Origin of the sequence: Streptomyces sp. AHU1 (genome assembly GCF_045343905.1) — a bacterium.
Classification (GTDB): domain Bacteria; phylum Actinomycetota; class Actinomycetes; order Streptomycetales; family Streptomycetaceae; genus Streptomyces; species Streptomyces triticiradicis.
In genome coordinates, this window is sequence record NZ_CP174283.1 from 9,291,773 (window position 1) to 9,316,597 (window position 24,825).

Here is a 24,825-nt window from a genome sequence, read left to right on the forward strand (position 1 = left end):
GCGCGGGGCCAGAATGACACCCGCACGCGCCGCTGTCAGTGCACACCACTGCACTTTCCCGTCCTGGGGCCGCGGGGTGTGCGGGCAGGCAAGATCCCTTTCGCCGCTATCCCAGAGACGACAGCACCCACCCCGAGTCGTCCTCGCCCGAACCGAGCCGGATCAGGGCGCCGGACGGCATCGCCGCACCGCGCGCGAGCGCGTCGACGAAGGCATCCGCGAGCGCGTTGACCTGCTCGCGCCCCTCTCCCCGGTCGTCGTCGCGGACACCGGAGTCGAGCCACAGGTGGTCGCGGTGTCCCGTGACCTTCAGCATGATCTTGAACGTCTCGTGGTGGTAGTGCGGATCGCTCACGGTGACGCCCACGACGGTGTCGCCGCGCACCAGGTCGTCCCCGACACGCACCCACACATCACGTTTGGCCACGGTCCACCATTTCCCGCCCAGGCACGTCAGCACCCCGGGCGTATCCGTCCCCAACCCGCCTCCGGCCCAGCCGGAGCCGGTCTGCCGCGGCGCCAGAGCCGCCGTGCCCCTCCACGGCCACGATCTCCGCCAGTTCGTGGGCGGGCAGGCGGGCCCACGCGGCGACCTCCTCCAGTGCCACCCCGGCGGTGACGGCCGCCACGGCCGTGTGCGCCAGAGCCTCCTGGACCAGCTCGGCGCTGCGGCCGAGGTGTTCCAGCAGGGTGCGGGCCACCTCGGCGGTGGTGCCGCTGTGCCGGCCGCCGAGCTCCACCAGCTGCTCGCCGGCCTCCTTGACCAACTGGGTGATGCGGAAGCGGTGTTCGGCGGACACGGTGGCCCCCCACCGGGTGCCCAAGCCGCCCGAGCGCTGCTCGGCCGCCAGGACGCGCAGCTGCCCGGCCAGGGTCGCGGGCTGCTGCTTCCTCCTCAGATGCCACGGATCGTCCTGCCGTCCCGGCGAGCTGCTCCAGCGGCGACCGCGTACGACCGCGCCCGTCCAGTCGTGCAGCACACTGCCGTGGTCGGTCGCGAGCAGCGGCCCCAGCCAGGCCCGTCCCACCCGCTCGCCCAGCCGCCGGCAGAACGGATCGTCCTCACGCCGCGCCCGGGGCCGCATTCCCCCGCTCGACGTCCAGACCAGATCGGCCGACGCCGGATCCAGCAGCATCCCCACGACCACCACGGCTTCGGGAAAGACCGCCGCGTCCCGGCCCACGATGCGCCACCACGCCAACTCCGTCCCCGCGTCGCCGCCCGCCAGCCGGTGCAGACGGCGCGGCCAGATCTCCTCCCGCTCCCAGGACAGGGCCTCATCCCACCACCGGGCCACCACCGCATGGGCCAGCGCAAAAACCTGCTCCGGCTCCACCCCGGCCCCCACCGCACGCCTGGCCACCTTCGCCCACCGCCGCTGCGCCGCCACCACCTCCGGCAGCTGCCGCAACGCAAGGTGTTCCAGGGGCTGGTCGGCATCCGCGTCCAGCAGCCAGCGCCCGTGCCGGATGCACACCCGCCGCCAGCGCGGCACGTACCGCACCGCCCGCACCCCTGGCCGGTACGCCGCGCGGTACACAGACGGCACCCGAACGCGGCCTCTCCCGCCACCGCGGACGCCGCCCGCCACCGCGCCTGCGCCCCAGACGCCTGTCCACCGCCGCCGGTCCCGGAGTCGTCCACCGTGAATGCGGGCAACGCGCGCGCCAGCACCGTCGGCTCCACCCCGCACAGCCCGGCCAGCACCCGCCGTCCGGCCTCGTCGAGCAGCAGCTCGGCATCGGCCCGCACGCCGCCGCCCTCGTACCGGGCGGGGGAGCCGCGCACCGTCCACAGCCGCAGCACATCGGCGGCCGCCAGCCCGTAGCGGGCCGCGGCCCGCCCGATCAGCGACGAGGTCAGCTCCCCGGCCAGCGGCACGGTCCGCAACGCACCTGCATCCACAGCTCTCACCGACACCCCTCGCCCGCGCCCCGCCGACCAGAGCAATGTGGCACGCCCGGCGAGGCCGGCACGCCCGATCGCCAGGAACTCACCCGCACGCCGGGCAGGGCACATAGTCTCCTCAGCGCGCGGAGTTCAGGTGGGGCGGGCCGCTGTGCGGGGTCGTGGCGAGGTGCCCTCGTGCATCGGTTTCTGTCCAGGCGCCGGTCTGCTTCCGAGCGGGCATGGAGGTTGCTCGGGCGGGCCGCTAGCATGCTGGCAGGGCCTGACCAGCAGGGTTGCCGGCAGACGCGGCCGGAAGGCAGGTTTCGGCGCCGAGCGCACCCCGCGCAGGCCCCTGAGCTGCAAAAAGATCTTTCCAGTTCCCCAACTCCCTTGTCCTGTAGGGAAGTTGACCGATCGGCCGTCGCGTTTCCGCAGGTCAGACGGATTTGGAATGGATCATTCCGCGTCGACGGGGGCGCTGAGGTATGCCAGAGTAACTGGCGGTGAAACCCTTCCGCACCAGTCCGGGGTGTGAATTTGGAATCCGGCCGGGTCCGAAACACGCGGACCCCGGCAGCCCGGCCAAACGGGCACGGGAGGGAGGCGCTCACATGTGGTGTGGGCACCGTAAGAAGGACCGTCAGCGGAACGCCCTGGCGCAGTGGAGAACAGTGCTGCGGCAATGGTTCCGATCGGTACGCGAGCGTCGAAAGGCCGACACCTACACGGCCGTCGTGATCGCGCTGTACTGGACGGTCAAGCTCGCCTGGGTGATCCCCTGGCAGTTGCTCGCCCCCTGGCACCGGTAACCACCGGCAGCCAGGAGACGAAACCGCAAGAACGCAAGGGCCCCCTCAGCTTCCAGGCGCGGGGGTTCTTCGCGTGCGCACCGCCACCGCCCGGAGACCGGAGGAGCGACGTCGCCTCCCCATCATGCCAATCCTGCCCGGGACAGCACCAGCGAGACGTGCTGCCGCAGTACCCGGCCGCCCGTCACCGGCGCACCACCAGAATCCTCGGGCGGGTGAATCCCGCGCCCGAGCCTCCTCACAGCTACTCCCTACGGGGGACGGCGTGTCAGTGCCGCTGCCTAGCGTCCCAGGCGTGACATCTTCATCGCGCCCCACGGCGCCTGCTGCCCCGGCGGTGACCTCGTGAGCCTGACTTCCGGGCTTCGCTGCCCGCGTACCCCGCTGCGCCGGTTTTTGGACCGTGAACTGTCGTCCGGTGCCCACCTGTTGCGCAGGAGCTTCCGCGCCCTCGACCAGAGCGACCACATTCTGCTGCCGGGCCCCGGTGTCGGCACCGAGGCCGGGAACGTCGGCACCGCGATCGACTACCGGCTGCGCCTGGCGTTCACCGCGGCCGTGCCCGTCGATCCCGCCGCGCGCGCCGGGATCGCCCTCACCGGCACCTACGACTCCGACGCGAGCCGGCGGATGGGGCGCGTCGGCAAGGAACTCCTGACACGCCTGGAGGAGACGGTGCTCGGCCTGCGCCTCGATGACCGGGAGCAGCCCATGGACCGGGCCCACGACGAGGAGGAGGACCTGGCCCGCCTCCTGATCGCCGCGGCCTGGTACCAGGTCAACTACCGCACCTCGATCGGCTTCGCCTACACCCCGCTGGCCGTCACCGCCCGCCAGGACCCCGCCGCCTTCACCCTGGAGCGGCTGCTTCAGCTCCCGCACCGCGACATGGTGGCCGACGTCGTCGCCCAGCTCCACGCCGCCGCCGACAGCTCGCTGGACACTCTGCGGGCCCGCACCCGGCCCGAGGATTGCACGCCCGGCCCCACCTTCCCCAGCAGCAGGATCAGCGCGGACGCCGACCTCGCCGTTGACGGGCTGCTCCTGGACTTCAAGAGCACCCGCCACCCCCGCTCGCTCCGCCAGAGCGAAGCCTGGCAGCTGGCCGGCTACCTGCTCCTGGACACGGCCGACCAGTACCGGATCGACACCCTCGGCCTGTACCTGACCCGCTCCGCCACCCTGGCTACCTGGCCCGTGGAGGAGTACCTGGAGCTCCTCGGGGCCTGCCGCCGCGACCTTGCCGCCTTCCGCGCCGCGTTCACCGAACTCCTCGAGGGCTGCACGGCCGACGACGTGCCGTACAAGCCCGAGCAGCAGGACCGGGTCCGGCTGCTGCTGCAACGCCTGGCTCCAGTTGCCGACCCGGGCCACTGCACCCTATGCACCCAGCGCTGCCCCGACTCCGCTGGCCGGCCCCGGGAGTTCTGCTCCCCCTGGTGCCGCAGTCGCGCCCACGTCCTGCGCGCCAAGGGCCTGCTCCCCGGCGGCCCGATCCCGCCGCTCCCGCGCCCCCGCACGCCTCGTCTGGATCTCCCCGACGATGCCACGATTGTGGATCTCACAGTCCGGCCTCCCAAGTAGGAGGCAGCGGCGGGCGCCGGGTTCCGATGCTGGGCACGGAACCCGGTCAGGACCGCCCTGACACACTCCGAAGCGGGGCGGGCCTGTCTATGCCGGACTGCCTTGCCTACAGCTCGAACCGGAGGTCGACCAGGTCTTTGAGGTGGACTTCCAGGCCGTGGGCGCGGCGGCCACCGTCGCGGAAGTAGACCTCACCGAGTGCTTCGGCGGCGATCTGGCGCAGGTCGTCCTCGTCGGCGCCGTCCTGCTGGGCCTGGAAGAGGCGGGCGGCGTGGTGGGGCGGCAGGGGGAGGGTGAGGTGGCGTACCCGGGACTGGTCGGTGCTGCCGGCCGGGGCGGTGTAGCCGAACCGGCCCTGGACATCGATCATGATGCCGCCGCTGGTGGCGGCAGCCTGCTTGGCCCTGGCGCGGATCTGCGGCTGCCAGCGGGCGAGGACCTCGGCCCCCAGCCGGCTGGCGAGCTGCGGTCGCGGCTTTTTGATCTGGTTGTTGACGTACCGCTCCACAGTGCGCTGGCTGATGCCGAGGAGGTCGGCCACCCGCGCGGTGCTGTGCTGGTGCTGGCGGACCAGGTAACGCATCTGCGCCCCGGCGGACTTGGGCAGCGGGCGGGTGAACGCGCCCTGCACAGCCTTGTCGAGTTCTTCCGCGACGGTGACCACGCTGTCTCCCTCTATTTCCCGGTGTCGGGGCCGTCGGGGCGGCCGGTCTTGATGTAGCGGGCGAGGTTGGCGACGTGGCCGTCGCCGCCGAGCTCCTCGGACTTCTCCGCCCCCCACAGCACGCTCTGGGTGCCCTCGTGCTTGACCATCCCCGGCGAGACGCCGAGCCGGAAGCTGCCCGCGACGGTCTTGCCGTCGGCGCCGTAGGGCAGCACGTCCAGCGGGCTGGGGCCGTCGGCGGCGTACACGGCGCAGTCGGACAGGACCGCGATGGGGTAGCGGCCGGTGGCCGCGGCGAGGTTGAGCATCTTGCGGTGCATATTGATCCGGGCGCGGGAGATGACGGCGGCGCGGATGTCGGGGCGCCAGGTCGGGCGGGCCAGTGCGGGCCAGGGGTTTCCCGGCTTCCAGCCCCCGCCGCGTGCCTTCTCCTGCAGCTTGCCGATGCCGCCCTTGACGGTCATCTTCACCGCGTCCAGGACGATCGCCAGTTCCGGGTCACGCTGCTTGTAGCCGTCCATCGCATCGAGGAACTCGCGCGGGCCCAGTTTCTCGCCCACGCCCAGATCGGCCATGGTGGCGACGTAGGCGTCGCGCAGCCGCTTGTACCAGCCGTCCAGGTAGCGGCCGCTGTCGTGGCGCAGCCAGCCCTCGAGCGGGGCCACGTCGTAGCCGAGTTCGACGGCGTAGGCCACCGTCGGGGTGGCGTACCAGGCCGGACCGGTGGGGCGTTCCCCGGTGGGCGTGAACGCGCTGGGCAGCAGGTCGCCGTCGAGGTCGCGCCACTGCTTGCCGATCTTCACCCGGGACGGGTCGACGTGGGAGAGGTCGACCAGCCAGGAGCCGGGCACCGCCGCGTCGAACGCCGGACGCACGACGTGCACCGGGGGAGTGGCCAGGCCTACGACCGCGCCGTTGGCGGCTGCGCCGAACGCCAGGTTCACGTCGATGCCGACCAGGAAGCGCTGCATGCACTCGGTGTCCGTCATCTCCCGCGCCCAGTCGTAGGCCTCCTCCATCAGCTTCTCGTCGGGCCCGCGGACGTGGAAGCGGGGCAGGTGCGCGAGGACGGGGTGGCCGTCGGTCGCCTCGCACGGCGCCGGATCCAGGGCTTCGGTTCCCAGCGATCCGGGCCGCGGCTCGCGGTGCCGCTTGCCGTTCTCGTCGGGCTCGCTCGCGCGGGTCGGCGGGTTGAGCGCCGTCATCAGGTGAAGTCCCGTCACCGCGGTGGTTCCCACCGGGGTGACGACCCGCTGCGCGTACACGCCCAGCACCCGGGCGAGCTCCGCCGGACCAAGCTGCGCGGCATGGCCCCAAGCACGGTCATCCAGGGCGTGCCAGGAGGGGATGCACAATTGCACGCAACTGCGGCGGCCCCCCTGCGCGGGACGGTAGATCCGCGCCCACGGCCCGAACCCCCGCTTGGTGAGCTGCCACTCGGCGCGCTCGAGCTGGCCGAGGACCTTGTGTCCCTCCGGGAGGCGCCCAGCGAGCCTGGCCGACTCCGGCAGCCGGGCGGGCAGACCGTAGCGCTCACACGCAGCCTCGGTCAGCACCAGCAGCGGGTCGGCGTCCTTGCCCGACCCGTGCAGCCGCTCCGCCCCCAACTGCGCCTCGCTCAGCGCCCACTCGACCAGCGCGGGCAGGGACTTGGCGGGCACGTCCAGGAGCAGGCCGCCGACGCCGTAGCCGGTCACCTGCCCGTCCGCGTCGGCGTCCAGGACCAGCAGCGGACCGTGTCCGTGCCCGGGCCCGGCATCGGGCGTACGGACAGCGGCCTTCGGCGCGCCCGGGCGCCGCGAGGACGGACGGGACGGCGCGGCAGCAGGCGCCGGACGAGGAGGCCGGGCGGCGGCGGACTCGGAGGCCGGAACGGGGGAGGGGGCGGGGGCGGGCGTGCCCGTCGCCGTCTCGCCCGGTCCCGCCGCGCCGGACGCCTCCGGTGCGGGGGCCTCGGGCTGCGGGGCCGCAGGAGCGGCGCTCTCCACGGCCGGGTAGAGGAGGGCGAGTTGGGCGAGCAGGCGCGCGTAGGCCTCCCGTTGTGGGGGCCTCGGCTCGGCCTTGCCCGACTCCCAGCCGCCGATCGTCGCCCGCCGAACATCGAGGGCCGCGGCCACCTCGTCCAGGGTCAGGGCGTGCGCTTGGCGCAGACGCCGGCGTTCGGCCGGCGGCGGCAGCGGGGACCGGGACGCGATCAGCGCGTCGACCGCGTCGAAGAGCTCGGACATGGGACACCTCCGATACCAACCCTACCCCATAAACCGTACATTGAGCGTACGGATACCGTACTTTCCGCGTACGAATAGGGTCCGGGGTGATAAGGTCCGGTTGCTGAGCCTGGATGGTGCGCAGGCGCGACGTGGGTTCGTGCCGTTGTGCTGGTGCCGGGTGAGAGCGTGACGAAGCAGTGCGAAAGTCGTGCGGTGTTCTTCGAGGGGGATCGGTGGCGGCAGGCTGGGGCGGGATGGGCTGGGACTGGACGGATGCCGACGACATCCGTCGGCGCCTCGACGATGGCGCCGATCCGGAGAGTTGGAGTGGGGGCAGGCCCTTGCACCGGGCCGCGGTGTTCGGCTCACCACAGGCCGTCGCGGAGCTGGCCCGCCGGGTTGCGGATGTGGACGCGCTGGAGGACGGGGTGACGGCCCTGTGGGAAGCCGTCATGTCCAGAAAGCCGGATAACGCGCGAGCGCTCGCCGCCGCCGGGGCCGATCCCTGGCGGCCCTTGCTCGGCGGCTGGTCACCGGGGCGGCTGAGCCTGGCCGGACCGACACCCGAGCTGTTCCCGGTACCGGAAGGGGTCTTCCTGACCGACGCCGAGCGTGCGGCAGCGCAGGAGGCCCACCGCCTCACCACGGCGCTGGGCGACTTCTACTACGACGGCACGGGCCTGGCCTGCGTGGCCGGCATCGATGCGGCCGAGGCGGTGCGCCGTCTCCAGGCGGCGCCGGTGGTGGACGGCGAACGCCTCGAAGTGCTGAACGAGCTGCTGGAGGATCTTTACGCCGCCTACGACATGGACGAGAGCTCGCAGATCGTCGGCGTGACGTCCGTGCCGGGCGGCTGCGTGGTCACCCAGCCCTGGGGATATGCGCCGCAGATGCCGGGTGTGCTGGCCCGCCTGTCCGCCGACACCCTCTGCTACGGCCTCTACGCCAATCCCAAGAGCGGCAACCAGGGCGGCATCGCCCGCCATGGACGAATCGAGGGCTGGGACCTGCACCCCGGCGGAGGACCGGACGAGAACGACACCTCCAAGGAGGTGCTGGCCTCGTACCTCTACCAGCACAACGCCGTCGCCTACGCCTGCGCCTTTGCGGGACTGCGCCTGGACGACAGGCGCGCCGTGGTCGGACCGCCCGATGTGTGGGTCGAACTGCCCCGCCGCGACTACTGGAGTCACTGACTCGGAGAAGAGCCGTCATGACTGTGGTGGAACTATCACGCCCCGGCCGCTCCGAGCGGTCGCGGCTTTTTCCCGATCAGGCCGAGGCCGTCTCGCGGCTGGCGCGTCATCTGCGGCGGCCCGGGACGCGTGCGCTGTACGTGTCGGCGACGGGCACCGGAAAGACGCTGGTGTCGATCCGGCTGGCGGACGAACTCGACGCGCGCCTCGTCCTGTTCGTCGTGCCCACCCTGGACCTGGCCGCGCAGACCGCGCTGGCCTGGCGGCGCGACGGGCATCTCGAGCACATGGTGATCGTCTCCTCCATGGACGTGGAAGGCCGCGACGACCTGGTGGCCGCGCACGTCATGGCGGCCACCGACCCGCGCACCCTGGCCGCGCTGATGTCCGTGGTCGGCGACGAGGAGGACCAGATCCCCGCGCTGACGGTGATCTGCACCTACGACTCCCTGGACAAGATCGAGAAGACCCGCAGGACCCGGTATCCGGTTCCGGCGTTCGACCTCGCGGTCATGGACGAGGCCCACCGCATCGCCGGGCGCGCGGACAAGAAGTGGTCCCGCATCAACGACGCCAAGCGCATCCACGCGGACCGCCGCCTCTACATGACCGCCACCCCCCGCACCTTCCTCGCCCCGGAACTGGCCGAGTCCGCCGACACCAGCCGCCTGCGCCGCCGCCGCGACACGGCCGCCGACGTGGACGCCTTCGCCAACTCCATGGACAACGAGCAGGTCTACGGCAAGAAGGTGTTCGAGTACCCCCTCGCGCAGGCGGTGGAGGACGGGCGCGCCGCGGACTACCGCATCGTGGTGCCCACGCTGACCGACGCCGACCTGCGCCGCCGCCTGAACCTGCCCGCCCCGGGCGCGGCCCCGGACACCGTGGGGGAGGAGGGGGACGGTGGTGCGCTGCGCACCACCGCCCTGCACTTGTCCGTCCTGCGCGCCATGACCGAGCACGGCCTGAAGAAGGTGCTGGTCTACTTCAACCTCGTCGCCGACGCCCGCCGCTTTGCCCGCGAACTCCCGCACACCCTGCGCCTGCTGGCCCAAACCGATCCGGCGCTTGTCCCCGGCATCACCCCGCAGATGTTTTTCGCCCACGGCGAGCACACCCCCGCCCAGCGCGGCGACATTTTCACCGCCTTCGCCGTCGCCGACTGCGCGATCCTGGCGAACTCCCGCCTGATCGCCGAGGGCGTCGACATCCCCAGCGTGGACGCGGTCGTCTTCGCCGACCCCACCCGCAGCGTCGTGCGCTGCGCCCAGGCTCTTGGCCGTGCGCTGCGCCTGGACGTCTCCGGCAAGACCGCCTCCCTGATCGTCCCCGTCTACATCCCGCCCGGCGCCGAGGCCGAGAACATCCTGGGCACCGCGTACGAGCCGGTGTGGGCGATCGCGACCGCGCTGGCCGGCCACGACCACCGCATCATGGAGCGGCTGCCGGACAAGGCCAACCGGCTGCCCCGCGAGAGCAGCCAGGTCATCGCCCGCCGCTGGAGCTTCGACTTCACCGTCCACCCCGAGCGCATCGCCCAGGCGATGGACCTGATCTCCTTCGACCCCCGCGACCAGAGCGTCTCCCGCTCCCGCCGCCTCGGCCTCGCCTCCGCTCAGTCCTACCGCGCTGAGATGGGCCACCTCGACGTCCCCGCCGACTACACCGACCCCACCGGCTACACACTCGGCACGTTCATCACCACCATGCGCGACGCAGCGAAAGCCGGCCGCCTCGAAGCCGACTGGATCGCCGAACTCGACGCGCTCGGCATGATCTGGGACAAGCACGACGCCGCCTGGCGCGCCCGCCTCACCGCCGCCGCCGACTACCACCGCGCCCACGGCCACCTTGCCGCCCCGGCCACCACCCCCGTCGGCGCCTGGCTCGCCGAACAACGCCACCTCGCCGCCCACGACCGGCTCGATGCGGCCCGCGCGCAGGACCTGACCGCCCTCGCCCCCGACTGGCGCCTGCCCCACGGCGCGGACTGGCACCGCAAATACCACCTGCTGCGCATCCACCTCGCCACCGGCGCCGACCCGGCCACCCTCACGCCCGAGACGGTCCTGGCCGGGGTGAAGATCGGTTCCTGGCTGCACCGCCAGCTCACTACCTGGCCCACCCTCACCCCCGGCCAGCAGCAGCTGATGACCGCCCTCCGCCTCACCCCCGACACCAACCCGCTCACCCCCGCCCGCCGCACCCGCCGCACCTTCGAGCAGACCGTCCAGCTCCTGGAACTCTTCCTACACCGCGAAGGCCGCGCCCCCGCCGCCCGGGAGGAGATCGTCGTCGACGGCGACACCGTCAAGCTCGGCGCCTGGCTCGCCAAAGCCCGCACCAAACAGCGCGACGGCCGACTTCCCGAAGCCCACGCCCACCTGGTCGCCGCGCTGTTCGACGGGGACTGGACGACCGAGGGCGCCGTCCCGGCCGCCGTGGCGTAGGCAGCCCCTGTCGCCCGACAGACCTCCTTCTCTGCCTGGTCGAGACGGACGCCTGAGCGGCGCTGTGGGGCCTGTTGCTGTCTGCCGGGTCCTGGGAAAGCCCTAAAGGGTGCAGGGAGGGTCCGTACGGGGCCCTCCCGCCTCGTACGAGAGGCCGCACCGTGGCTCAGCGCATCCGCATCTACAAGGTGATCAACGCGAGTACCGTTTTCGGCCCCGGCGTCGTCCATCGCTTTCCCGCTCCCGACGCCCCGGCCGGTGCCGTTCGGTATCATCACGGTTCGCGGCCAGCGCCACCGCATCCGCCTTGAACTCGGCGGGGTAGTTCTTCATGACCACGAGATGTCCGTTCTCAGATCCTCAGGATCCAGTGTCTCGTGTGTCCAAGATCAGGGGTCAAGGCCCATCCGTGTCTCGCCCACGAGTTCGGAGTCGATCGTGTCCTGCTGGTCTGGTACAGAGACCAGGGATGGGTCATTACCGGCTTCAGTGAAGTCCTACCCTTGCTCCCTGGCCAGATCGTTCCCGAGCCCGAGACTCTGCTCCAGGCTCTGCAGAAGCTCCCGCCCTCCGATGATTCAAGCAAGCCTGTTCTCGTTCCGCGGGATGTCGATGTGTACGCGAAAGTCCTCGCCTACCTTCCGCGCTAGGTCATGAACCGCCGTGGCTCTGGAGCGTCGACTCCCGAGCCACGGCATTGCCCGTCCGCTTGAGGCGGGGCCGACGAGGATGCCTTCAGCTGGCCTGCCAGCCGCGCCGTGCACCGCATTCAGCTTCCTTCAGCGCGGTACTCCATCGTCCTGTCGAAGCCATATTCCGGCCAGCTCACCGCCATTCTCGTAATCGAGCAGTCAAATGGCTCGGCCCGCTCAAACACAGCAGAGCCCGACAGGTGAGGACGGGAGTGTATGCACCGTTTTCGACGTCAGGACGGTCGGAACTGTAGCTGGTCGGATTCCAGTCCGCGCCACAGATAGGCGGTCAGCGCGGCGCCGGATGCCGGCTCGGCCGCCGGGGTGCCGGGTAGCGGCCACCTCAGCGCTTCGTAGAGCTTTCCCCGGTGGACATGTACTACGGCTTCCAATACGTCGGTGTACAGAGCGGCGCGGTTCGGCAGCACCACGAACAGGAGTGTCGTGGTGACCAGTCCGGACAGCAGCGCCACGGGCCAGGCAAGAGGCAGCCAACAGAGTGTCAGAACGGCCCACAGCAGCGACCGCACCGCCGAGTCGAGCGAGGCGCGCGCCGCTGCGAGCTCGGTGCGAGCGTTGTCGGGCAGCACCATCCACAAAGCAGCCCAGCACCGTACGACGTCCAGCCCGTATCTGTTCACCAGCCGCAGTTCCGTGGCGCGCAGCAGGTTGCCGACGCCGGTGGGGAGAGTGCGGGCCCGGTCGGTCGGGTAGCCCCTCAGTCGCTGGTCGAGCTCGAGTGAGCGCTCCAGTTCTCCCGCGTCCGCCGTACCGTTCTCGACCTTCTCGTGCAGTCGTTGCCATTGCTCCTCCCAGCGTTCCGCCCGGGCCCGGTGCCAGCTCAGTCGGCGCTCGCGAAGCGGTCGAAGTATGGGCGGCCACTGGCCGGCGAGCAGGCGCAGTGCGGGTGTGCCCATCTGCGCCACGGCGAATGCGCTGGCAGTGACCACGGCCAACGATGCTGTGACCAGAATGAATTGGACGGCTGCAGGCTGGGCGAGCGCCCGGTGCGCTGCATGCCGCAGGTCGGCTGGACCTCCGTCGGACCAAGCGTAGGCGGCCAGGCCGGTTGTCCAGAACAGCACCGCTGGTATGGCCAGGGCCATGAAGCGTTCGGCCAGCTTGCCGCTGATGCCCTTCCACAGTTCGTTGAGCATCTGTCAGCCCGCTTCCGCCCCGGTCGGCTGCAGCTCTTCGCCGTGGGTGCGGCATTTGGGCACGGGTTGGCCGACCGACCTGCGGTACCACACCGTGTCTCCTTGCGGGCACAGAAATTTGGGTGCCCGGACCGGCTCACCCCGGCTGGGGGGTGCGTCGCCGCCGAGAAGGTCACGGTCATGGTGGGTGGATGCGTCAGCTGGCTGCCCGTGAGTCAGAAACCCGATCGTCCAGGCGTGGATGGCGGGGTGGCGGCCCATGAGGTCAAGCAGGTCCTGCTCGACCTCGGTGCCGCCGGCTGCAGCGGCCAGCAGTGCCGCCAGTTCCCGATCGAGCGTGGCTCTTTCTTCGGCATCCGGCCCGTCGGCCAGATCCAGCAGCTCGCCGCGCAGGGCTCGAGCAGCGTCCAATACCAGGTCCGCGTCCTCGTTCATGCGTGCTTGGTTCCCTCCCCGGAGCGTCATGCCCCGATGTATATGAACGCGGCCCAGCACCGCGGGTCGTCAAAGGGCCTGCCACGGCTCCAGAACCGGCGGGCCGGACCGCTGAGTGCTGGTGGTTCGGTGACAAGCTCCGGCCATTGGGTCGCGAGTTCAGTGTTGGTCAGCTGGCGGAGTTCGCCCTGCGCGCGGGCGAGAGCGACGGGCGGTGTTGCACCATTCCGTAAGTGACCGTGGAGCCGGGTCATGAGCACCGCGGCCGCAATGTCGGGCACCTGCCACTGGGATGCGATGACGCCGGCCGCACCGGCGCCGAGCACCGCAGTGGCGAGGCCGATGGCCTCGTTCGGCAGTGTCAGGCCGACTACTGCGGTCTCGCAGGCGGACAGCAGGACCAGGCGGGCGGCCAGGTTGGTGGCTGCCATGTCCCGTACGCTCAGTCGTTCGTCGTGGGCCAGCAGGACGGCGCTTTCGCGCGGTTGACGGGGATGCGCGAAGGCGTGGCAGGCCAGGTGGACCAGGCCTGCAGCAGGCAGGTGGGCGAGTACCTGTTCCCGGGTGGCCTGCTCGCCTACCAAGACGGTTGCGTCCTGGTAGGCGTCTGCAATCCGTTCCGCCTCGGCCCGGGCTGCGGGCAGGGGTGCTGCTGTGCTGGGACGGGGGTCGGACACGATCAGCAGCTGCTCTCCGTCAAGGACCTCCGCGCGGCGCCGGGCTGCAGTCGCTGCTCGGGCGTTGGGCACCAAAGCCAGCGCTCGTTGGTGCGCCAGGGGTCCGGGGTCAGCTGTTCCGATCCGGACGGTCGCCGCGTGCAGCGGGAGCCTGGCGAGCACCCCTACCGGGACCAGCCGCAGCGGAGGGTCATCGGGTTTGGCAGGGACGAGGTTCAGCCAGGGCTGTACTGCTGTTTCGCCGAGCCAGTCCAGCACCGCCTGGAAGCGTTCCGCCGCACCCAGTTGGCCGGGTCGCAGCTTCGCCAGTTCTACTGCTTTCGGGGCAAGGTCACGTACGGTGAAGTCGGGTAACGGCACGGGGGTGACCGTTCCGTTGTGCTGGACAACGAGTGCCAGGCCGGTATACGCCTCGGCGATCAGGTAGACCAGCGGGCCGTCCTGCGCTGCGGCTTTCAGGTCCGCTTGGGTGGGTGGTGCCAGCACGTCCTGGAGGCCGTCGATGGCCTGCACGTCGGCGAGCACCTGGTCGAAGTCTCGACGGGCCCGCGTCAGCATGGCCAGAGCTGCGTCGGTGTCGTCCACGCTGTCGGAGCGGTCGGTCCGCTCGGCCTCGCGCAGTCGCCGCGCGGCATCGCCGAGCCGGCTGGCCAACTGCTCATCGACGGCCGCCACCCGATCCAGGCTGAGCTGTTCACGTTGTGCTGCCTCGGAAGCCATGACGGCCTGCCCGGTTTCGGCAGCCACCGCGGCGGCTTCCGCCTGGCCGACACAAGCCAGCGCCACCGCAGCTCGCCCGGCCACCCCTTGGCTGGCGCGAAGTGCCCCCTCACGGTGGCGGCAGGTTACTTCCTGGGCGAAGCGGGCGCGCACGAGCGCCCACGCGTGTCCGAACGCCTCCGCTGCCACCGTGTGCTCGCCCGCACGAGTGGCGTGCTTTCCCCGGGCGTCCGCAGCGCTGATCGCCAGGTCGGTGTCCAGACCTGGTATTCCGAACTCGGCCAGTTCGGCAAAATGCTGCGCAGCCTGAGCCAGGCGGACGGGGTCGCCGGTAGCAGCGCCAAGAGAGGATACGGCGCAAGCCAGCATGTAGCGCGTTCGTTGCCGGTTTGGTGTGTCGACGAACTCGACGAGGGAGTCCCACGCCTGTTCCTGTAGGCGGACTGACTCGCGAAGCATGTCAAGATCGCCTTCAAGCTCCCAGCGCTGGTACGCCACTGATCCCAGCTGCGCGATCACCGCGCTCTGCACGACATGCTCCGGCGGAAGGCGGCGTCTGGCCTCGTTCAGTAGCGCGGTGGCCGAGGCAAAGTACCTGGGCTGGCGGAACTCTGCTGCCACCAGGGTGTGCAGTGCTGCGGCCGTTCGCAGGCACCCGATTGGGTGCGGCATGAGCTCCAAGGGCCCGTCGAACACGTGCTGCATGGCCTCAACGGCGCGGGTCAGGTCATCGCGCCGCTGGTAGACGTCGTAACGGAACCGGTGGGCTGCCGACAGGTTGAGCCACAGGTACGCCCGATCCCTTTCCCCGGCGACGGCGAAGCCTCGCCGACAGACTTCTAGGGCCCGGTCAAGCGCGCCCAGTTCCCCGGTGACGACGTACCAGTCCATCAGGACCCCAGCGAGCCCCGCGCAGATTGCCGCGTGGTGCGGTGAGCCTACGGGGGCGGCAGCCAGGGATGCTTCGGCCAGTTCAAGCGCGCGTGCTGCATCGTCACGACTGCCGTCGAGCCGACCGCGCCGGGCCAGCAGCTTGGCTGCCGTCGACAGTGGCAGCGGTGCATCGTCCACGCCTTCGGCAAGGGCGGCAAGAGCCGCGTGTACTGCCCTGTCGAGGTCCGTCCGGTCGCTGCTGACGTCGAAACGCGTCCTGTAGCCGTTGGCGAGATTGGCCAGTGCCGTCGGTCGGTACGCGGGCGCTGCGCCATCTGCTGCCTCCTGGTAGAGGCTCAGTACCCGGTCCAGGTCGCCAAGGGCAGGAATGCCTTGTCTCTCCAGCTGCATGCGCAGCGTTCCTGCGAGGTTGCCGGCCATGCCTGCCTTGTGCGGGGAGTCGGCGCTGATGGTTGCGTACGCCTCCTCATGAGCGGCTATCGCCTCAGCGAGCAGCGCCGCGTCCTCGGCGAGGTGCACCCAGGCGCGCAGGGCCAGGCCGAGATCTCCCAGCGCCAAGGGCCGCAGGTCCGGAATTCGACCGCCTGTTGCGGAGGCGGTCCGTAGGAGACTGATCGCTTCGCGCAACACCGCTGGATTACCTGACGTCTCGTAGGCACGCCGACGCTGGTGGCCATGCGTAAACGCGATCATGGCCATCTTGTCGTCCAGCGGCTCTCCGCCGCTGTCGAGCTGTTTTTCCCCCATACTTCGGAGTTTAGGTGGGATGGCAGGTTGACTGCTGGTCAAGTCGATTGGTGATCACTTGTGACAGCCTTCAGCACGCGTCGTCGGTCCAGTTCTCGGGCTTGATGAGGCGGGAAGTCTCCGCTGCTGCGGCCGAGCAACGCAGTTGGCCACTGAGCGGACGATGGACGTGAGGCTTCGGCCCTACGAACATGCCCGGCCTCGGCACCCGCCGCTTCATGGACCGTCATTCACGCGGAGCGCGGCGACCACTTCTTTGAGGACCAAGTCGTGCACTCCTTGTCACAACGACTCGCGGCCGCCGGTGGGCGCGGCGTTCTGGCTCTGGTGTGGACGGCTCGGCCGCGCTGGCATCGGGAAGCCTCCTGCGAATCACCATCACGATCACGGCAACGATGGCACTCAGAGAGACGGCCATGCCGCCCAATGTCGCGATCGCGTCGGCCGCCCAGCCCCAGAAATCCTTCACCCAGGAGAACCAGCTGGCGCTGGGCTCCGCTACCTCAACACGTGACGTCAGGGGCGGCTTCTCGACGAGCACGGTGTTCCCGTCGCCTAGGTAGGCGGTCACGGTGAAGGCTATGGTGATCTTTCCGGGGTGCTGTGAACTCACCTCCCACATCCAGGTTGCCCTGTCCTCCTTGGAGAGGACGCTCTGGCGCTCCGAGGACAGTGGTGCGCACCGCACGGCGGTGCCCGCGCAGTGGAGTTTCACCCCGATCTGTGCGCCCGCTTTCAGCGGGGCTTGCTCTTCACCGGGCTTGGCCGAACGCGTACGGCCCAGGACGTCGACTCGGAACAAGCGCGGCTCCCCGCCTGCCTCAAGCTGCAGCGATTTCACGTCCGTGTAGACGAGCTGCCCTGTGAACAGGTCCTGGCGGGCTCGGCCGATCTCTTCAATGTATTGCTTCTGCTTCCCTCTTTCGCCTCTGTCGATGCTCAAGGTGAACCAAAAGGGTAAGGATGCGGCCAGGGCAGCCAGCAACGCGAGCACCAGCCATGGAGAACAGCTGTGCGCAATGGAATTGACAGCCCCGGGCGACATTGCTGACGCATCGCCGACGACGACGGTTCCGTGCTGGCTGCGCTGTGGATTTGGCTTGCGTGACGTGTCCATGTCTCCTCTTGGCTCGGGGACCTGTCGGCCTGCCTGAGGAGCGTAGGACTGAAAGGGCATCACGGACATCGAAAGGTCAGGAGAGTCCGACTTTCGGGTATGTCCGTGGTCAAGCGTGGCGCTCAACTGGTCAGCTGTGGCGCTCAGCCACAGTTGTCTCGACTCCTCTGAAGGTCACGTCGTCGAGGTTGAACTTGAAGTCGTCCGGGCTGAAGCCGGTGTACATGCCGCCGTTCATGTAGCGGGCGATCCCTGCGGCGACAATGTCGTTGATCTCTTCCCCGTCTGTGGCGCGGGCGAGTTTTGCCACGTCGCTGCCGGAGATGGTGACGCGCGTGAAAGTGTCCGGGACATCTTGCGTGAAAGTGGCTGATAGAAATGTGCCCTGACCTCCTGCCATGGCATGTCAGGCCCCTGTGGCAAATCCGCTAAGGATCACTGCATGATCGATGCGCTGAGCTGTTGGTCTAGTGATCGGTGCAGGATTTCTGGTGGTTGTGACGTGTCGACCTGAGCTGGCGTTTCGGCAGAAGTCGAGGAGCCAGAGAGGCTTCTGAAGTGCGAGTTCGGTGATCACTTCGGAATGTGGTGATCGTCGCAGGGTTTCCTGTTGCCGGGCACCAGTAGGGTGCGCGGGGTGTACGTATATGTTGGAGCCTCGTTCGATGCGGCTGTGCCGGGCAGTTCTGGGGCATCGCTGGTCCGGTGGTTTCGTGCCGCCCGCACCGGGCTGTACAGCGACCTGGTGGAGGCGGAGGCCGGGAGCGGGAGAGGGGTCGACTCCGAAGCGCAGATCCGCCCGGACATCGACGACCTGGTGCGCCGCTTCCCCCATATCGCGAAGACGTGGCCGCAGTTCGAGGAGCAGCTTGCCGCGTTCCCTTGGGGAGCCCAACTCGTGTTCCTCACGCAGGGCGGGGAACTGGAGGTGCTGGGACGGGCGAGTTCCTACCACGTCCTGAAAGACGGATCCATCTGGCGCGCATCGGCTCTGGCCAAGGTCAATTCCCCCGATGACGTCGCGTCCTGCACGGCGGTGGTGGACTTCCTGCACGCGGCGCTGGAGGGGAGCAGCCCCCTCTACGGCCACATCGAATGGGACGACTTCGGCGAACTCACCAACCTCGATGTCGTGCTGAGCCGCAAGCGGCGCACGTCCCTGTGCGAAGGTCGGCAGTTCCTGCGTGGCTATGCCTGGGTGACGGTCTGTCCGGCGGAACTTGTGGCGCGGCTGGGCGGCGTCGCGGCGCTGGAGGACTCGGGCGCGTTCCACCGGGTTCTTCCGTTGCGGGCGGGGGGTGTGCTGCTCCAGGCATCGGCCACGATGGACGGGTACACGGACCAGGTGATGGAGCGGATCTTCGAGACGCTGGCTCCCGTGCTGCCGCCGGGCGAGCCGCGCCCGGACCCCGCCCACCCTGACATGCGGTTCGTCCCGCGAGACGCCGCCACGGTGCGCTGAGGTGCTTGGGCGCCCCCCGTGTGTCTGCTCGCCGCCCGCCTCCAGCGCCAGGACCTCGACGCCTCCCTGCTGCGCCGCTACCTGCAGTCTCCTGACCCACCACTCGTGCCCGCGCCGAGCAATAGGCCATGGCCGGCTGACTTCTTGGCAGGGTTCAGAGCGTGATCGGTCGGTACTTCAGTGCCGCATCGACGATCTGCTCCGCGGACGCGTCCTGGAGGTCGTCCGAGGGGTGGAAGATCAGGTCGCTCACGTGGGGATGCGGCACGTTCGCTTCCAGGAGCCGCAGGTAGTAGCCGCTCTCCGCAGGGGCAGTCAGGAGTCTGCGGACGATCTCCACGAGCTCGTCCCGGGTGGCGTCCGCGACCACGGGGCGGGCCGGCCGGGCTGCCTCCCGGCCGAACTCCTCCAGGCTCCTGCTGCCCCCGTACTCGGCGAAGTCGAGGGCCATGTAGTCGTGCCCGGTCATCGCGTTGAAGGCCTCGATCACCGCGCCCGCCGCCTCCGGGCGGGTTTCCAGCAGGCCGGCGATCCGCTCCACCTCGGCGCACAGCTCCTCCAGCCGCTGCCGGCTCACGGGCGGGGGCAACAACTCCGGTCTCAAATCCACAGCCGAGAGTCTGCTGAGAGCGGCCGTCGGACGCCACCGGAGCTGGCAAGATCGGCGCGTCAAGTGATGGGGGCTCCGTCCGGCTCAGCGCCAGCCACCGAGCCGCGGCTGCGAGTACTCGCCGAACAGCGGGCCGTAGACATCGCCGTCATCAGTGGCCACCACGTAGTGGGGCTCGGTCTTTGATGCCGCCTCCTGCAGACGAACGACAAGGTCAGAGACAGGAAGAACACGCAGCGACAGAGCCGCAGCCACCCAGGAGCGCTCTTCGGCGAACTCCGGATTGTCCTTGGCCAGATACCTCTCAAGGTGCTGGGCGGAAGCCTGCATGACCTCCACGTTGCCGCCGCCGGAGAAGACCAGGCAGTCCCGCCACTGCAACCCGACGATGATCTCCAGCGCCCCGGCCAGGTCATCGGCGATCAGCCCGCCAGCCCCGTCGGAGCTCGCGTACACAACTGCGCGGCGACCGCTTTCCTCGGCGCACAGGAAGTACGCCCCACCGGTGAAATCTCCTGCGATTGGTTCCAGCGGCGCACCCGAGGCCAGCCGCAGGCCATCACCGCACTCCCTCCGCTCGACGTCGAACTCGAAGGATCCCCGCAGCAGGCCGTGGATGTCCGGCATGCTCCGGATCAGATCGAGCAGATGATCACCTGAGGCCATGACCTAGACGATAGCCAGGGCCGCTGACCGCCAGGAACCGGACTACCCGTGATGACCCCGGCGGACACCGCACGCGGCAGCCGCGTCATCAGATCATTCTGAAACGATCAGTGAGTTGGATGTCTCCCACCTGGTGGTGAACAGCGCGCATTCGAGGAGGTCGGGGGCCGCGCCGGACGGCCAGCCTTCATGCGCGGCCAGCTGGTCGGCGGCGGCGTGCATGAAGGAGAGGTAGACCTGGTAGCGGTGGGGCGTCCAGTTGCTGTCGGACCAGACCCAGGCGGCGATGGAGCCGTCCGCATCGTGGCCGCTCTCGCGGCCGACCGCAGCCGCTATCTGCCGCAGGCGTCGGGCCAGCACGCGGTCGAGGATGAGCGGCCGGATGCCGTGGACGGGCTCCAGTGCGAGGCCGGTGAAGTAGAGGAATTTGGTGAAGAAGGCCGGCCCGAGCCCGGGCACCTGCCTCTGGAGCGCAGCGTACGCCTGGGGTGCACCGTGTTCGTGCAGTGCGGTGACCGCGGTGGCCAGCGTTGCGTCGAGGCCGTCGTGGGCCAGGATCTTGTGGAGGGTGGCCGGTCCGCTGCCGCCGGGAGTGCCGCGCTTGCCCTTGCCCCACACGTACGTCGCGGCCAGCGCCTCCCTGAACGCCTCCCGCTGCAGCGCGTCAGCGACGGCCGCGGCCACCTCCGCCCTGCTGACCGCAGCGTCACCGTCGGCGGAGGTGGGCGCCAGTGCCTTCGGCCACGGGGTGATCTGCGCCCACCGGCTGGGCGTGTAGCGGACGGTGTGCGCGCCGGGCGTCCTATCCGCGTAGGCAGCCGCATTCGTCTCCCACCAGCGGCCCAGCGCCCGTACGACGGCGTCGGGCAGCAAGCGTGCGGCCATCTCGCGGTCCACCGCGTCCGCACGCTCCTGGCGACCTCGTCCGTCCTGTTTGTCCTGTCCGTCCTGCTCGTTCACGAGCCGATCCCTGTCTGACGCGTCGCCGAGGCAGGGGAAGAGGATCGCCCGGTAGCGGCCCGCGCGGAGCTGTCCCGCGATCTCCCGTTCGCTAAACCGCTGGTTGAGCTCCTCGGCGGCCTTCCAGGTCCACTCGTCGTACCGCTTACCGTAGGTACGGCCCGCATCTCGGCCGCGGCTTCCTCGCCCGTTCTCATCGAGTGAGGGATCCGGATGGAGACGTCGTTGAGGCTCCCGGCCACGAGACCCTGCTCCAGGAAATCGATCGCGTCAGTACAGGTCGTTCCGGCTCTCAGCATGCCCTTGCTCTCCCCCAGGGACGGGGACCGGTGCCCCCCGTCCCGGCCATCCTGCCAGCGTTGATTACGTCCGGTGCGAGTTCTGCGTGTGGAGGCCTGGTCCCTTCCGGGCGGGGTCGCCGCGCCCGAGACTTCCCGGTGTCGTCGTCCAGGTGCGCTCAGCCGGTCAGCGGGTGACGGCTGGCGGCGATGTAGCCCGAGCGGATGTCGCCGAAGAGCGCCGTCTAAGGGCGACGAACCGTGCAGACCCAACCGGGCCGTCTGTGACCAGCCGGGCGCAGGCAGGGCTCACCAGAGGCGCTCTCAGCTTTCTTGATCAAGTCCCGGACAAAGCCTGTTCGTGATAGCGCGAGGCCGGTGGGGGCGCGGGAATCAACGATTGTTCAGCGGCGTGGGGCAGGTCTGGACGTTCAGAACCATGGTGTCCGAGTTGCCGCTACGTCCGACCCGGGTGAAGCCGAGGGGGGCGTAGAGGTGCGCGGCGGGGTTGCCGTCCTCGACGCTCAGGCTGAGCCGAGCGGCCGGGGCCGGCCTCGCGGCGGCGGCCCGGATCAGCGCCTCCATCAGGGCCCGGCCGTGTCCGCGGCCGCGGTGTTCGGGCAGCAGGCCGAAGGTCAACTCGGGAACGTCCGCAGCGACGAAGCCGTAGCCGGGTTCACTCTCGGGGAGGTGCCGCGCCCAGGCGGCGCCGATCGGTTCGCCGGCGTCGGTCTGTGCAATGACTCCGAAGTCGTCCCTGCGGGGCCAGCCGACGAGGTAGCGCGCGGCGTGCGGTTCAGCGGCGAGCTGCTCGGCGGTGAACCGCTGATCGCCGTTCCAGTTGTATGCCTCGAGCAGGATGCGCCAGAGGAAGTCGGCGTCGCCGGCGACGGCGGGGCGCAAAGACATCAACGTCCTTCGGGTCTGGAGCGGTGTGGGCCGGCCGACGGTAGGTTGCCATCCCACCGCTCGGCAAGGAGTTTTGTCGCCGACGCCTGTCCCACGGCCTCGTCGTCACGTCCACCGCGGGGAACTTACTGGGGTTCGGTGCTGCCGGGTTCGGGGAACATCGAGGGCTTCGTGAGTGGTGAGCCCTTCAGGCAGGGAGTGTTCGCGAGCACGTTCGTCTCGCCGGAGCCTTTCACGTAGGAGACGAAGATGGTGAATTCCCCGAATTTGCCCGGGGATGTGTATCGCCTTCTGTTGTCATGGAGGCGCCATCCTCCCATGGTCCAGCCCTGCTTCTGGAGGTCGGCTCGGACTTTGGGGCCGACGTCCGCAGACCTCACCCCCTGGAGGAGCGACATGGTGACCGTGTGTCTCGCGGTGCCCGGGTCCTGGCAGTCGGGAGCGGTCTCCACGGCGGGATGCACGGCGCCGATCGGGGGCGGTCCTGACTTTCGTGCGGCCGTGGTTACCTTGAGCAACAGTTCGTGGAGGCGTTCATCGGCTTGGTCGAGCGTGGTGGTGGTAGTCAATGACTGCGTGGTGGCCGGAGTCGATGACTGCGTAGTGGCCGAAGCCAATGGCTTTGGGGTGGAGGTGGGGGAGGCCTGTGAGTCCGAGCAGGCCGTGACCAGGGCAAGAGTTCCCAGAGCAGCACATATGGACACTCGACGTCGACGCACGGTTTCCCCTAGATGATCGCAAAGAGAGCTGATGGTATCTCCAGGGGATCGGCCGGGCTGTGGGGGCGTCCGAGGCCGGCCATCGCTACGCGAACCTGGTGGCTGCCTCGCTTCAGTGGGTGGCCTGGTCGATGATCGAGTGCCGCACGCCCTCGGCGTAAGCCGACGTCCTGGACGGCACCCACCCCCTTCACCCGCGGCACGCTGATACGGGCCCGTTGACGGCCGCGCCTCGTCTGTCGGCGAAGTACGCCGCTCCTACCACCCGGCCGGTCGGGCACGGCCGCGGAGCAGCTCCATCCCTACGACGAGCAGGAGCTGCTGCCCGGCCTGGTCGAACTGTTCCTGGAGGGTGGGCTCGCGAAAGAGGCCGGCCAGCTCTCCGGCCTGGGCGGCGAGGTCGCCGCGCTGGGCGAGGTAGTCGGCCATGGAAGCACGGTGAATCGCGCGGGCACGCTCCAGCAGCGTACTGTCCACGGTTCCGTCCAGGGTGCGGCTCAGCGCGGCGCTGAGGGCCTCGACGTGGCCCACGACCGCCTCGACGGTCATCGGTGTCTGCGCGGGGCCGAGGGCGCGGACGAGGCCGCTGGCGGCGAACACCGACTCTGGCTCCATGACGTCCCGCACGGCGTCCAGCAGCTCGGCTCGCCCGCGCACCGTCAGGGTCTTGCCGTTGCCCAGGGCGGTGATGGTCCGCACGAACCGGGCCCGCGCGGTCTCGCCGGCCAGTTGATGCCCGACCTGCTCCAGCAGACCCACAGCCCCCTCACGCGCCACCTCCTGGCTGCGCCTGCCGCGCCCCACCCAGGTCATCCACGCCCGCTGCGCCTGCCGGGTGGGGACGTAGCCGTCCCACCACAGCCACATCGCCAGCGGCACCTGCGCCAGCGCACTCAGGTGCGCTACCTGCTGCCGCTTGTCGAGCAGGAGCAGCAGCAGCCGGCGCTGGTTGACGCTGTGCTCGGCCTTGTCCGAACCGCGGTGCCGGGTACGCAGCCGCGGCTGGTCCAGAAGCCCCTTGGCGATCCAGTCGTGGACCCGCCGCACGGTCATGTCCGGATGACCGGCCGCATGCGCGTCCGCGACGAGGTCCTCGATGCTGCCGGGCCCGGTGATGCTCTCCCACGTGTACACGGGGTGGAAATTACATCGTTCTCCCGCCAACCAGGCCCCACTTGAGGATGCAGCGCCCACCACCCGGCTGCCACGATCAGTTCAGCAGCACAACAACCCCGCCGACCCCCGGCGGACCGCCTCGCTGCACTACCCACACCCCGCAAGGGCGCGCGGCCGTGCCCTGCCCGAACGAAGGACACCCGTCATGCCGAAGAAGAACCGCACCCCCTCCACCACCGGGCACCAGGACCACGTAGCCACCGTCTCCTGGCGGCGCCTCGTCTCCGCAGCACTCCTCACCGGAGCCGCCCGCCACATCGGCGCCCTTCTGGTCGGCCTCGCAGTCACCTGGTGGCAGCACGACTGACACCCCGCCACACCCGGCTGGCACACGCCTGCTGAGGTGATGTCAGGACAGCCCGGCTACACACCCATTGAGTTCCTCTGCGCTCCCACCTCAGCGAGACGCACCGCCGAGCACCGCCCGCAACCCCAACTCAGGGGCACCCACCCCAAACCCGGATTCACCAAAAGTTCTGTAGCAAAGGAAACAGCTCACCGACCAATCCGCCCCGTGCCCCCGTAGCCAGCCGCCCGCGGAACGCGGGCCGGGTCCGGGAGCGCAGCGGACGGACCCCCAGGCTCCTCCAGGAGCGCAGCGACGAGGAGCCGCCGGCTCGAAGCGTAAGCGGAGAGCCGGAAGAGCACCAGCTCAACCTCCGGATTCAACGAAACTTTTGACGGAAGGAAACACGGCTCGGAGCGCAGCGCGAGGCCGACTCCTCGCACCGCGGGGAGTCCGCTTCGTCACCCGCGCGCAGCGCGGGCTCCGCTCAACTCCTGCGCGCAGCGCGGGAGTTCC

Annotated in this window: 21 protein-coding genes; 6 read left to right on the forward strand and 15 right to left on the reverse strand. The window is 69.7% G+C overall.

Going from position 1 to position 24,825, the window contains the following annotated elements; genetic code table 11:
* Positions 1 to 106: 106 nt before the first annotated feature.
* Both ACICHK_RS41030 and ACICHK_RS41035 read right to left on the reverse strand, forming a co-directional pair.
* Entirely contained in the window at positions 107 to 427 is a 321-nt protein-coding gene (locus ACICHK_RS41030; protein ID WP_406841108.1) for a hypothetical protein, read from the reverse strand.
* A complete protein-coding gene (locus tag ACICHK_RS41035; RefSeq protein WP_406841109.1) occupies positions 414 to 1,505 on the reverse strand; it encodes a DNA-binding protein in 1,092 nt (363 codons plus the stop codon). Before ACICHK_RS41035 ends, ACICHK_RS41030 begins: the two co-directional genes overlap by 14 nt.
* Positions 1,506 to 2,502: 997 nt before the next feature.
* On the opposite strand from ACICHK_RS41035, the gene ACICHK_RS41040 reads away from it, so the two are divergent.
* Both ACICHK_RS41040 and ACICHK_RS41045 read left to right on the forward strand, forming a co-directional pair.
* The gene (locus ACICHK_RS41040; RefSeq protein WP_406841110.1) at positions 2,503 to 2,700 is read left to right on the forward strand and encodes a hypothetical protein; all 198 of its coding nucleotides are present in this window, start codon (positions 2,503 to 2,505) and stop codon (positions 2,698 to 2,700) included.
* Between the two features lie 345 nt (positions 2,701 to 3,045).
* Complete coding sequence (locus tag ACICHK_RS41045) at positions 3,046 to 4,284, forward strand: hypothetical protein (protein ID WP_406841111.1); 1,239 nt, start codon at positions 3,046 to 3,048, stop codon at positions 4,282 to 4,284.
* Between the two features lie 106 nt (positions 4,285 to 4,390).
* Here ACICHK_RS41045 and tpg read toward each other — a convergent pair whose 3' ends face one another.
* Together tpg and tap are read right to left on the reverse strand one after the other, a co-directional pair.
* On the reverse strand, positions 4,391 to 4,948 hold the full coding sequence (gene tpg, locus ACICHK_RS41050) for a telomere-protecting terminal protein Tpg (RefSeq protein WP_406841112.1): 558 nt from the start codon (positions 4,946 to 4,948) through the stop codon (positions 4,391 to 4,393).
* An 11-nt stretch (positions 4,949 to 4,959) separates the two neighbouring features.
* Positions 4,960 to 7,176, reverse strand: a complete 2,217-nt coding sequence (gene tap / locus ACICHK_RS41055) for a telomere-associated protein Tap (RefSeq protein ID WP_406841113.1) — start codon at positions 7,174 to 7,176, stop codon at positions 4,960 to 4,962.
* A gap of 236 nt (positions 7,177 to 7,412) precedes the next feature.
* On the opposite strand from tap, the gene ACICHK_RS41060 reads away from it, so the two are divergent.
* Together ACICHK_RS41060 and ACICHK_RS41065 are read left to right on the forward strand one after the other, a co-directional pair.
* Positions 7,413 to 8,354 carry an ankyrin repeat domain-containing protein gene (locus ACICHK_RS41060; RefSeq protein ID WP_406841462.1) on the forward strand — a complete coding sequence of 314 codons (942 nt, stop codon included), beginning with the start codon at positions 7,413 to 7,415 and terminating at the stop codon, positions 8,352 to 8,354.
* A gap of 17 nt (positions 8,355 to 8,371) precedes the next feature.
* Positions 8,372 to 10,804, forward strand: a complete 2,433-nt coding sequence (locus tag ACICHK_RS41065) for a Helicase associated domain protein (protein WP_406841114.1) — start codon at positions 8,372 to 8,374, stop codon at positions 10,802 to 10,804.
* Between the two features lie 925 nt (positions 10,805 to 11,729).
* Here ACICHK_RS41065 and ACICHK_RS41070 read toward each other — a convergent pair.
* The 5 genes from ACICHK_RS41070 to ACICHK_RS41090 form a co-directional block, all read right to left on the reverse strand.
* A complete protein-coding gene (locus tag ACICHK_RS41070; RefSeq protein ID WP_406841115.1) occupies positions 11,730 to 12,653 on the reverse strand; it encodes a hypothetical protein in 924 nt (307 codons plus the stop codon).
* Between the two features lie 3 nt (positions 12,654 to 12,656).
* On the reverse strand, positions 12,657 to 13,088 hold the full coding sequence (locus ACICHK_RS41075) for a hypothetical protein (protein WP_406841116.1): 432 nt from the start codon (positions 13,086 to 13,088) through the stop codon (positions 12,657 to 12,659).
* A gap of 26 nt (positions 13,089 to 13,114) precedes the next feature.
* Positions 13,115 to 16,126 carry a CHAT domain-containing protein gene (locus ACICHK_RS41080; protein WP_406841117.1) on the reverse strand — a complete coding sequence of 1,004 codons (3,012 nt, stop codon included), beginning with the start codon at positions 16,124 to 16,126 and terminating at the stop codon, positions 13,115 to 13,117.
* A gap of 226 nt (positions 16,127 to 16,352) precedes the next feature.
* Complete coding sequence (locus ACICHK_RS41085) at positions 16,353 to 17,243, reverse strand: hypothetical protein (RefSeq protein ID WP_406841118.1); 891 nt, start codon at positions 17,241 to 17,243, stop codon at positions 16,353 to 16,355.
* 130 nt (positions 17,244 to 17,373) lie between these two features.
* The gene (locus tag ACICHK_RS41090; RefSeq protein ID WP_151470191.1) at positions 17,374 to 17,643 is read right to left on the reverse strand and encodes a hypothetical protein; all 270 of its coding nucleotides are present in this window, start codon (positions 17,641 to 17,643) and stop codon (positions 17,374 to 17,376) included.
* Positions 17,644 to 17,916: 273 nt separating this feature from the next.
* Here ACICHK_RS41090 and ACICHK_RS41095 point away from each other — a divergent pair, with 273 nt between their 5' ends.
* Positions 17,917 to 18,705, forward strand: a complete 789-nt coding sequence (locus ACICHK_RS41095; protein WP_406841119.1) for a hypothetical protein — start codon at positions 17,917 to 17,919, stop codon at positions 18,703 to 18,705.
* Between the two features lie 154 nt (positions 18,706 to 18,859).
* On the opposite strand, the gene ACICHK_RS41100 is transcribed toward ACICHK_RS41095, so the two are convergent.
* The 6 genes from ACICHK_RS41100 to ACICHK_RS41125 all read right to left on the reverse strand — a co-directional run bounded on the left by ACICHK_RS41100 (position 18,860) and on the right by ACICHK_RS41125 (position 23,981).
* A complete protein-coding gene (locus ACICHK_RS41100; RefSeq protein WP_406841120.1) occupies positions 18,860 to 19,315 on the reverse strand; it encodes a hypothetical protein in 456 nt (151 codons plus the stop codon).
* Positions 19,316 to 19,399: 84 nt separating this feature from the next.
* A complete protein-coding gene (locus ACICHK_RS41105; protein WP_406841121.1) occupies positions 19,400 to 19,981 on the reverse strand; it encodes a hypothetical protein in 582 nt (193 codons plus the stop codon).
* Between the two features lie 93 nt (positions 19,982 to 20,074).
* A complete protein-coding gene (locus tag ACICHK_RS41110) occupies positions 20,075 to 20,941 on the reverse strand; it encodes a hypothetical protein (protein ID WP_406841122.1) in 867 nt (288 codons plus the stop codon).
* 671 nt (positions 20,942 to 21,612) lie between these two features.
* A complete protein-coding gene (locus ACICHK_RS41115) occupies positions 21,613 to 22,128 on the reverse strand; it encodes an N-acetyltransferase family protein (protein WP_406841123.1) in 516 nt (171 codons plus the stop codon).
* 125 nt (positions 22,129 to 22,253) lie between these two features.
* Positions 22,254 to 22,697: a hypothetical protein gene (locus tag ACICHK_RS41120; protein WP_406841124.1), complete on the reverse strand. Its 444-nt coding sequence runs from the start codon at positions 22,695 to 22,697 to the stop codon at positions 22,254 to 22,256.
* Between the two features lie 408 nt (positions 22,698 to 23,105).
* On the reverse strand, positions 23,106 to 23,981 hold the full coding sequence (locus ACICHK_RS41125; protein ID WP_406841125.1) for a hypothetical protein: 876 nt from the start codon (positions 23,979 to 23,981) through the stop codon (positions 23,106 to 23,108).
* A gap of 187 nt (positions 23,982 to 24,168) precedes the next feature.
* Here ACICHK_RS41125 and ACICHK_RS41130 point away from each other — a divergent pair, with 187 nt between their 5' ends.
* Positions 24,169 to 24,330: a hypothetical protein gene (locus tag ACICHK_RS41130; protein ID WP_406841126.1), complete on the forward strand. Its 162-nt coding sequence runs from the start codon at positions 24,169 to 24,171 to the stop codon at positions 24,328 to 24,330.
* Positions 24,331 to 24,825 lie beyond the last annotated feature (495 nt).

Excerpts from the sequence above, each read along its gene's own strand:
- ACICHK_RS41090 (WP_151470191.1), bottom strand. The coding sequence starts at position 17,643 with ATGGCAGGAGGTCAGGGCACATTTCTATCAGCCACTTTCACGCAAGAT.
- ACICHK_RS41040 (WP_406841110.1), top strand. The coding sequence starts at position 2,503 with ATGTGGTGTGGGCACCGTAAGAAGGACCGTCAGCGGAACGCCCTGGCG.
- tap (WP_406841113.1), bottom strand. The coding sequence starts at position 7,176 with ATGTCCGAGCTCTTCGACGCGGTCGACGCGCTGATCGCGTCCCGGTCC.
- ACICHK_RS41075 (WP_406841116.1), bottom strand. The coding sequence starts at position 13,088 with ATGAACGAGGACGCGGACCTGGTATTGGACGCTGCTCGAGCCCTGCGC.
- ACICHK_RS41115 (WP_406841123.1), bottom strand. The coding sequence starts at position 22,128 with ATGTCTTTGCGCCCCGCCGTCGCCGGCGACGCCGACTTCCTCTGGCGC.
- ACICHK_RS41085 (WP_406841118.1), bottom strand. The coding sequence starts at position 17,243 with ATGGACACGTCACGCAAGCCAAATCCACAGCGCAGCCAGCACGGAACC.
- ACICHK_RS41070 (WP_406841115.1), bottom strand. The coding sequence starts at position 12,653 with ATGCTCAACGAACTGTGGAAGGGCATCAGCGGCAAGCTGGCCGAACGC.
- ACICHK_RS41130 (WP_406841126.1), top strand. The coding sequence starts at position 24,169 with ATGCCGAAGAAGAACCGCACCCCCTCCACCACCGGGCACCAGGACCAC.
- ACICHK_RS41080 (WP_406841117.1), bottom strand. The coding sequence starts at position 16,126 with ATGGGGGAAAAACAGCTCGACAGCGGCGGAGAGCCGCTGGACGACAAG.
- ACICHK_RS41065 (WP_406841114.1), top strand. The coding sequence starts at position 8,372 with ATGACTGTGGTGGAACTATCACGCCCCGGCCGCTCCGAGCGGTCGCGG.
- ACICHK_RS41105 (WP_406841121.1), bottom strand. The coding sequence starts at position 19,981 with ATGGCCTCAGGTGATCATCTGCTCGATCTGATCCGGAGCATGCCGGAC.
- ACICHK_RS41060 (WP_406841462.1), top strand. The coding sequence starts at position 7,413 with ATGGGCTGGGACTGGACGGATGCCGACGACATCCGTCGGCGCCTCGAC.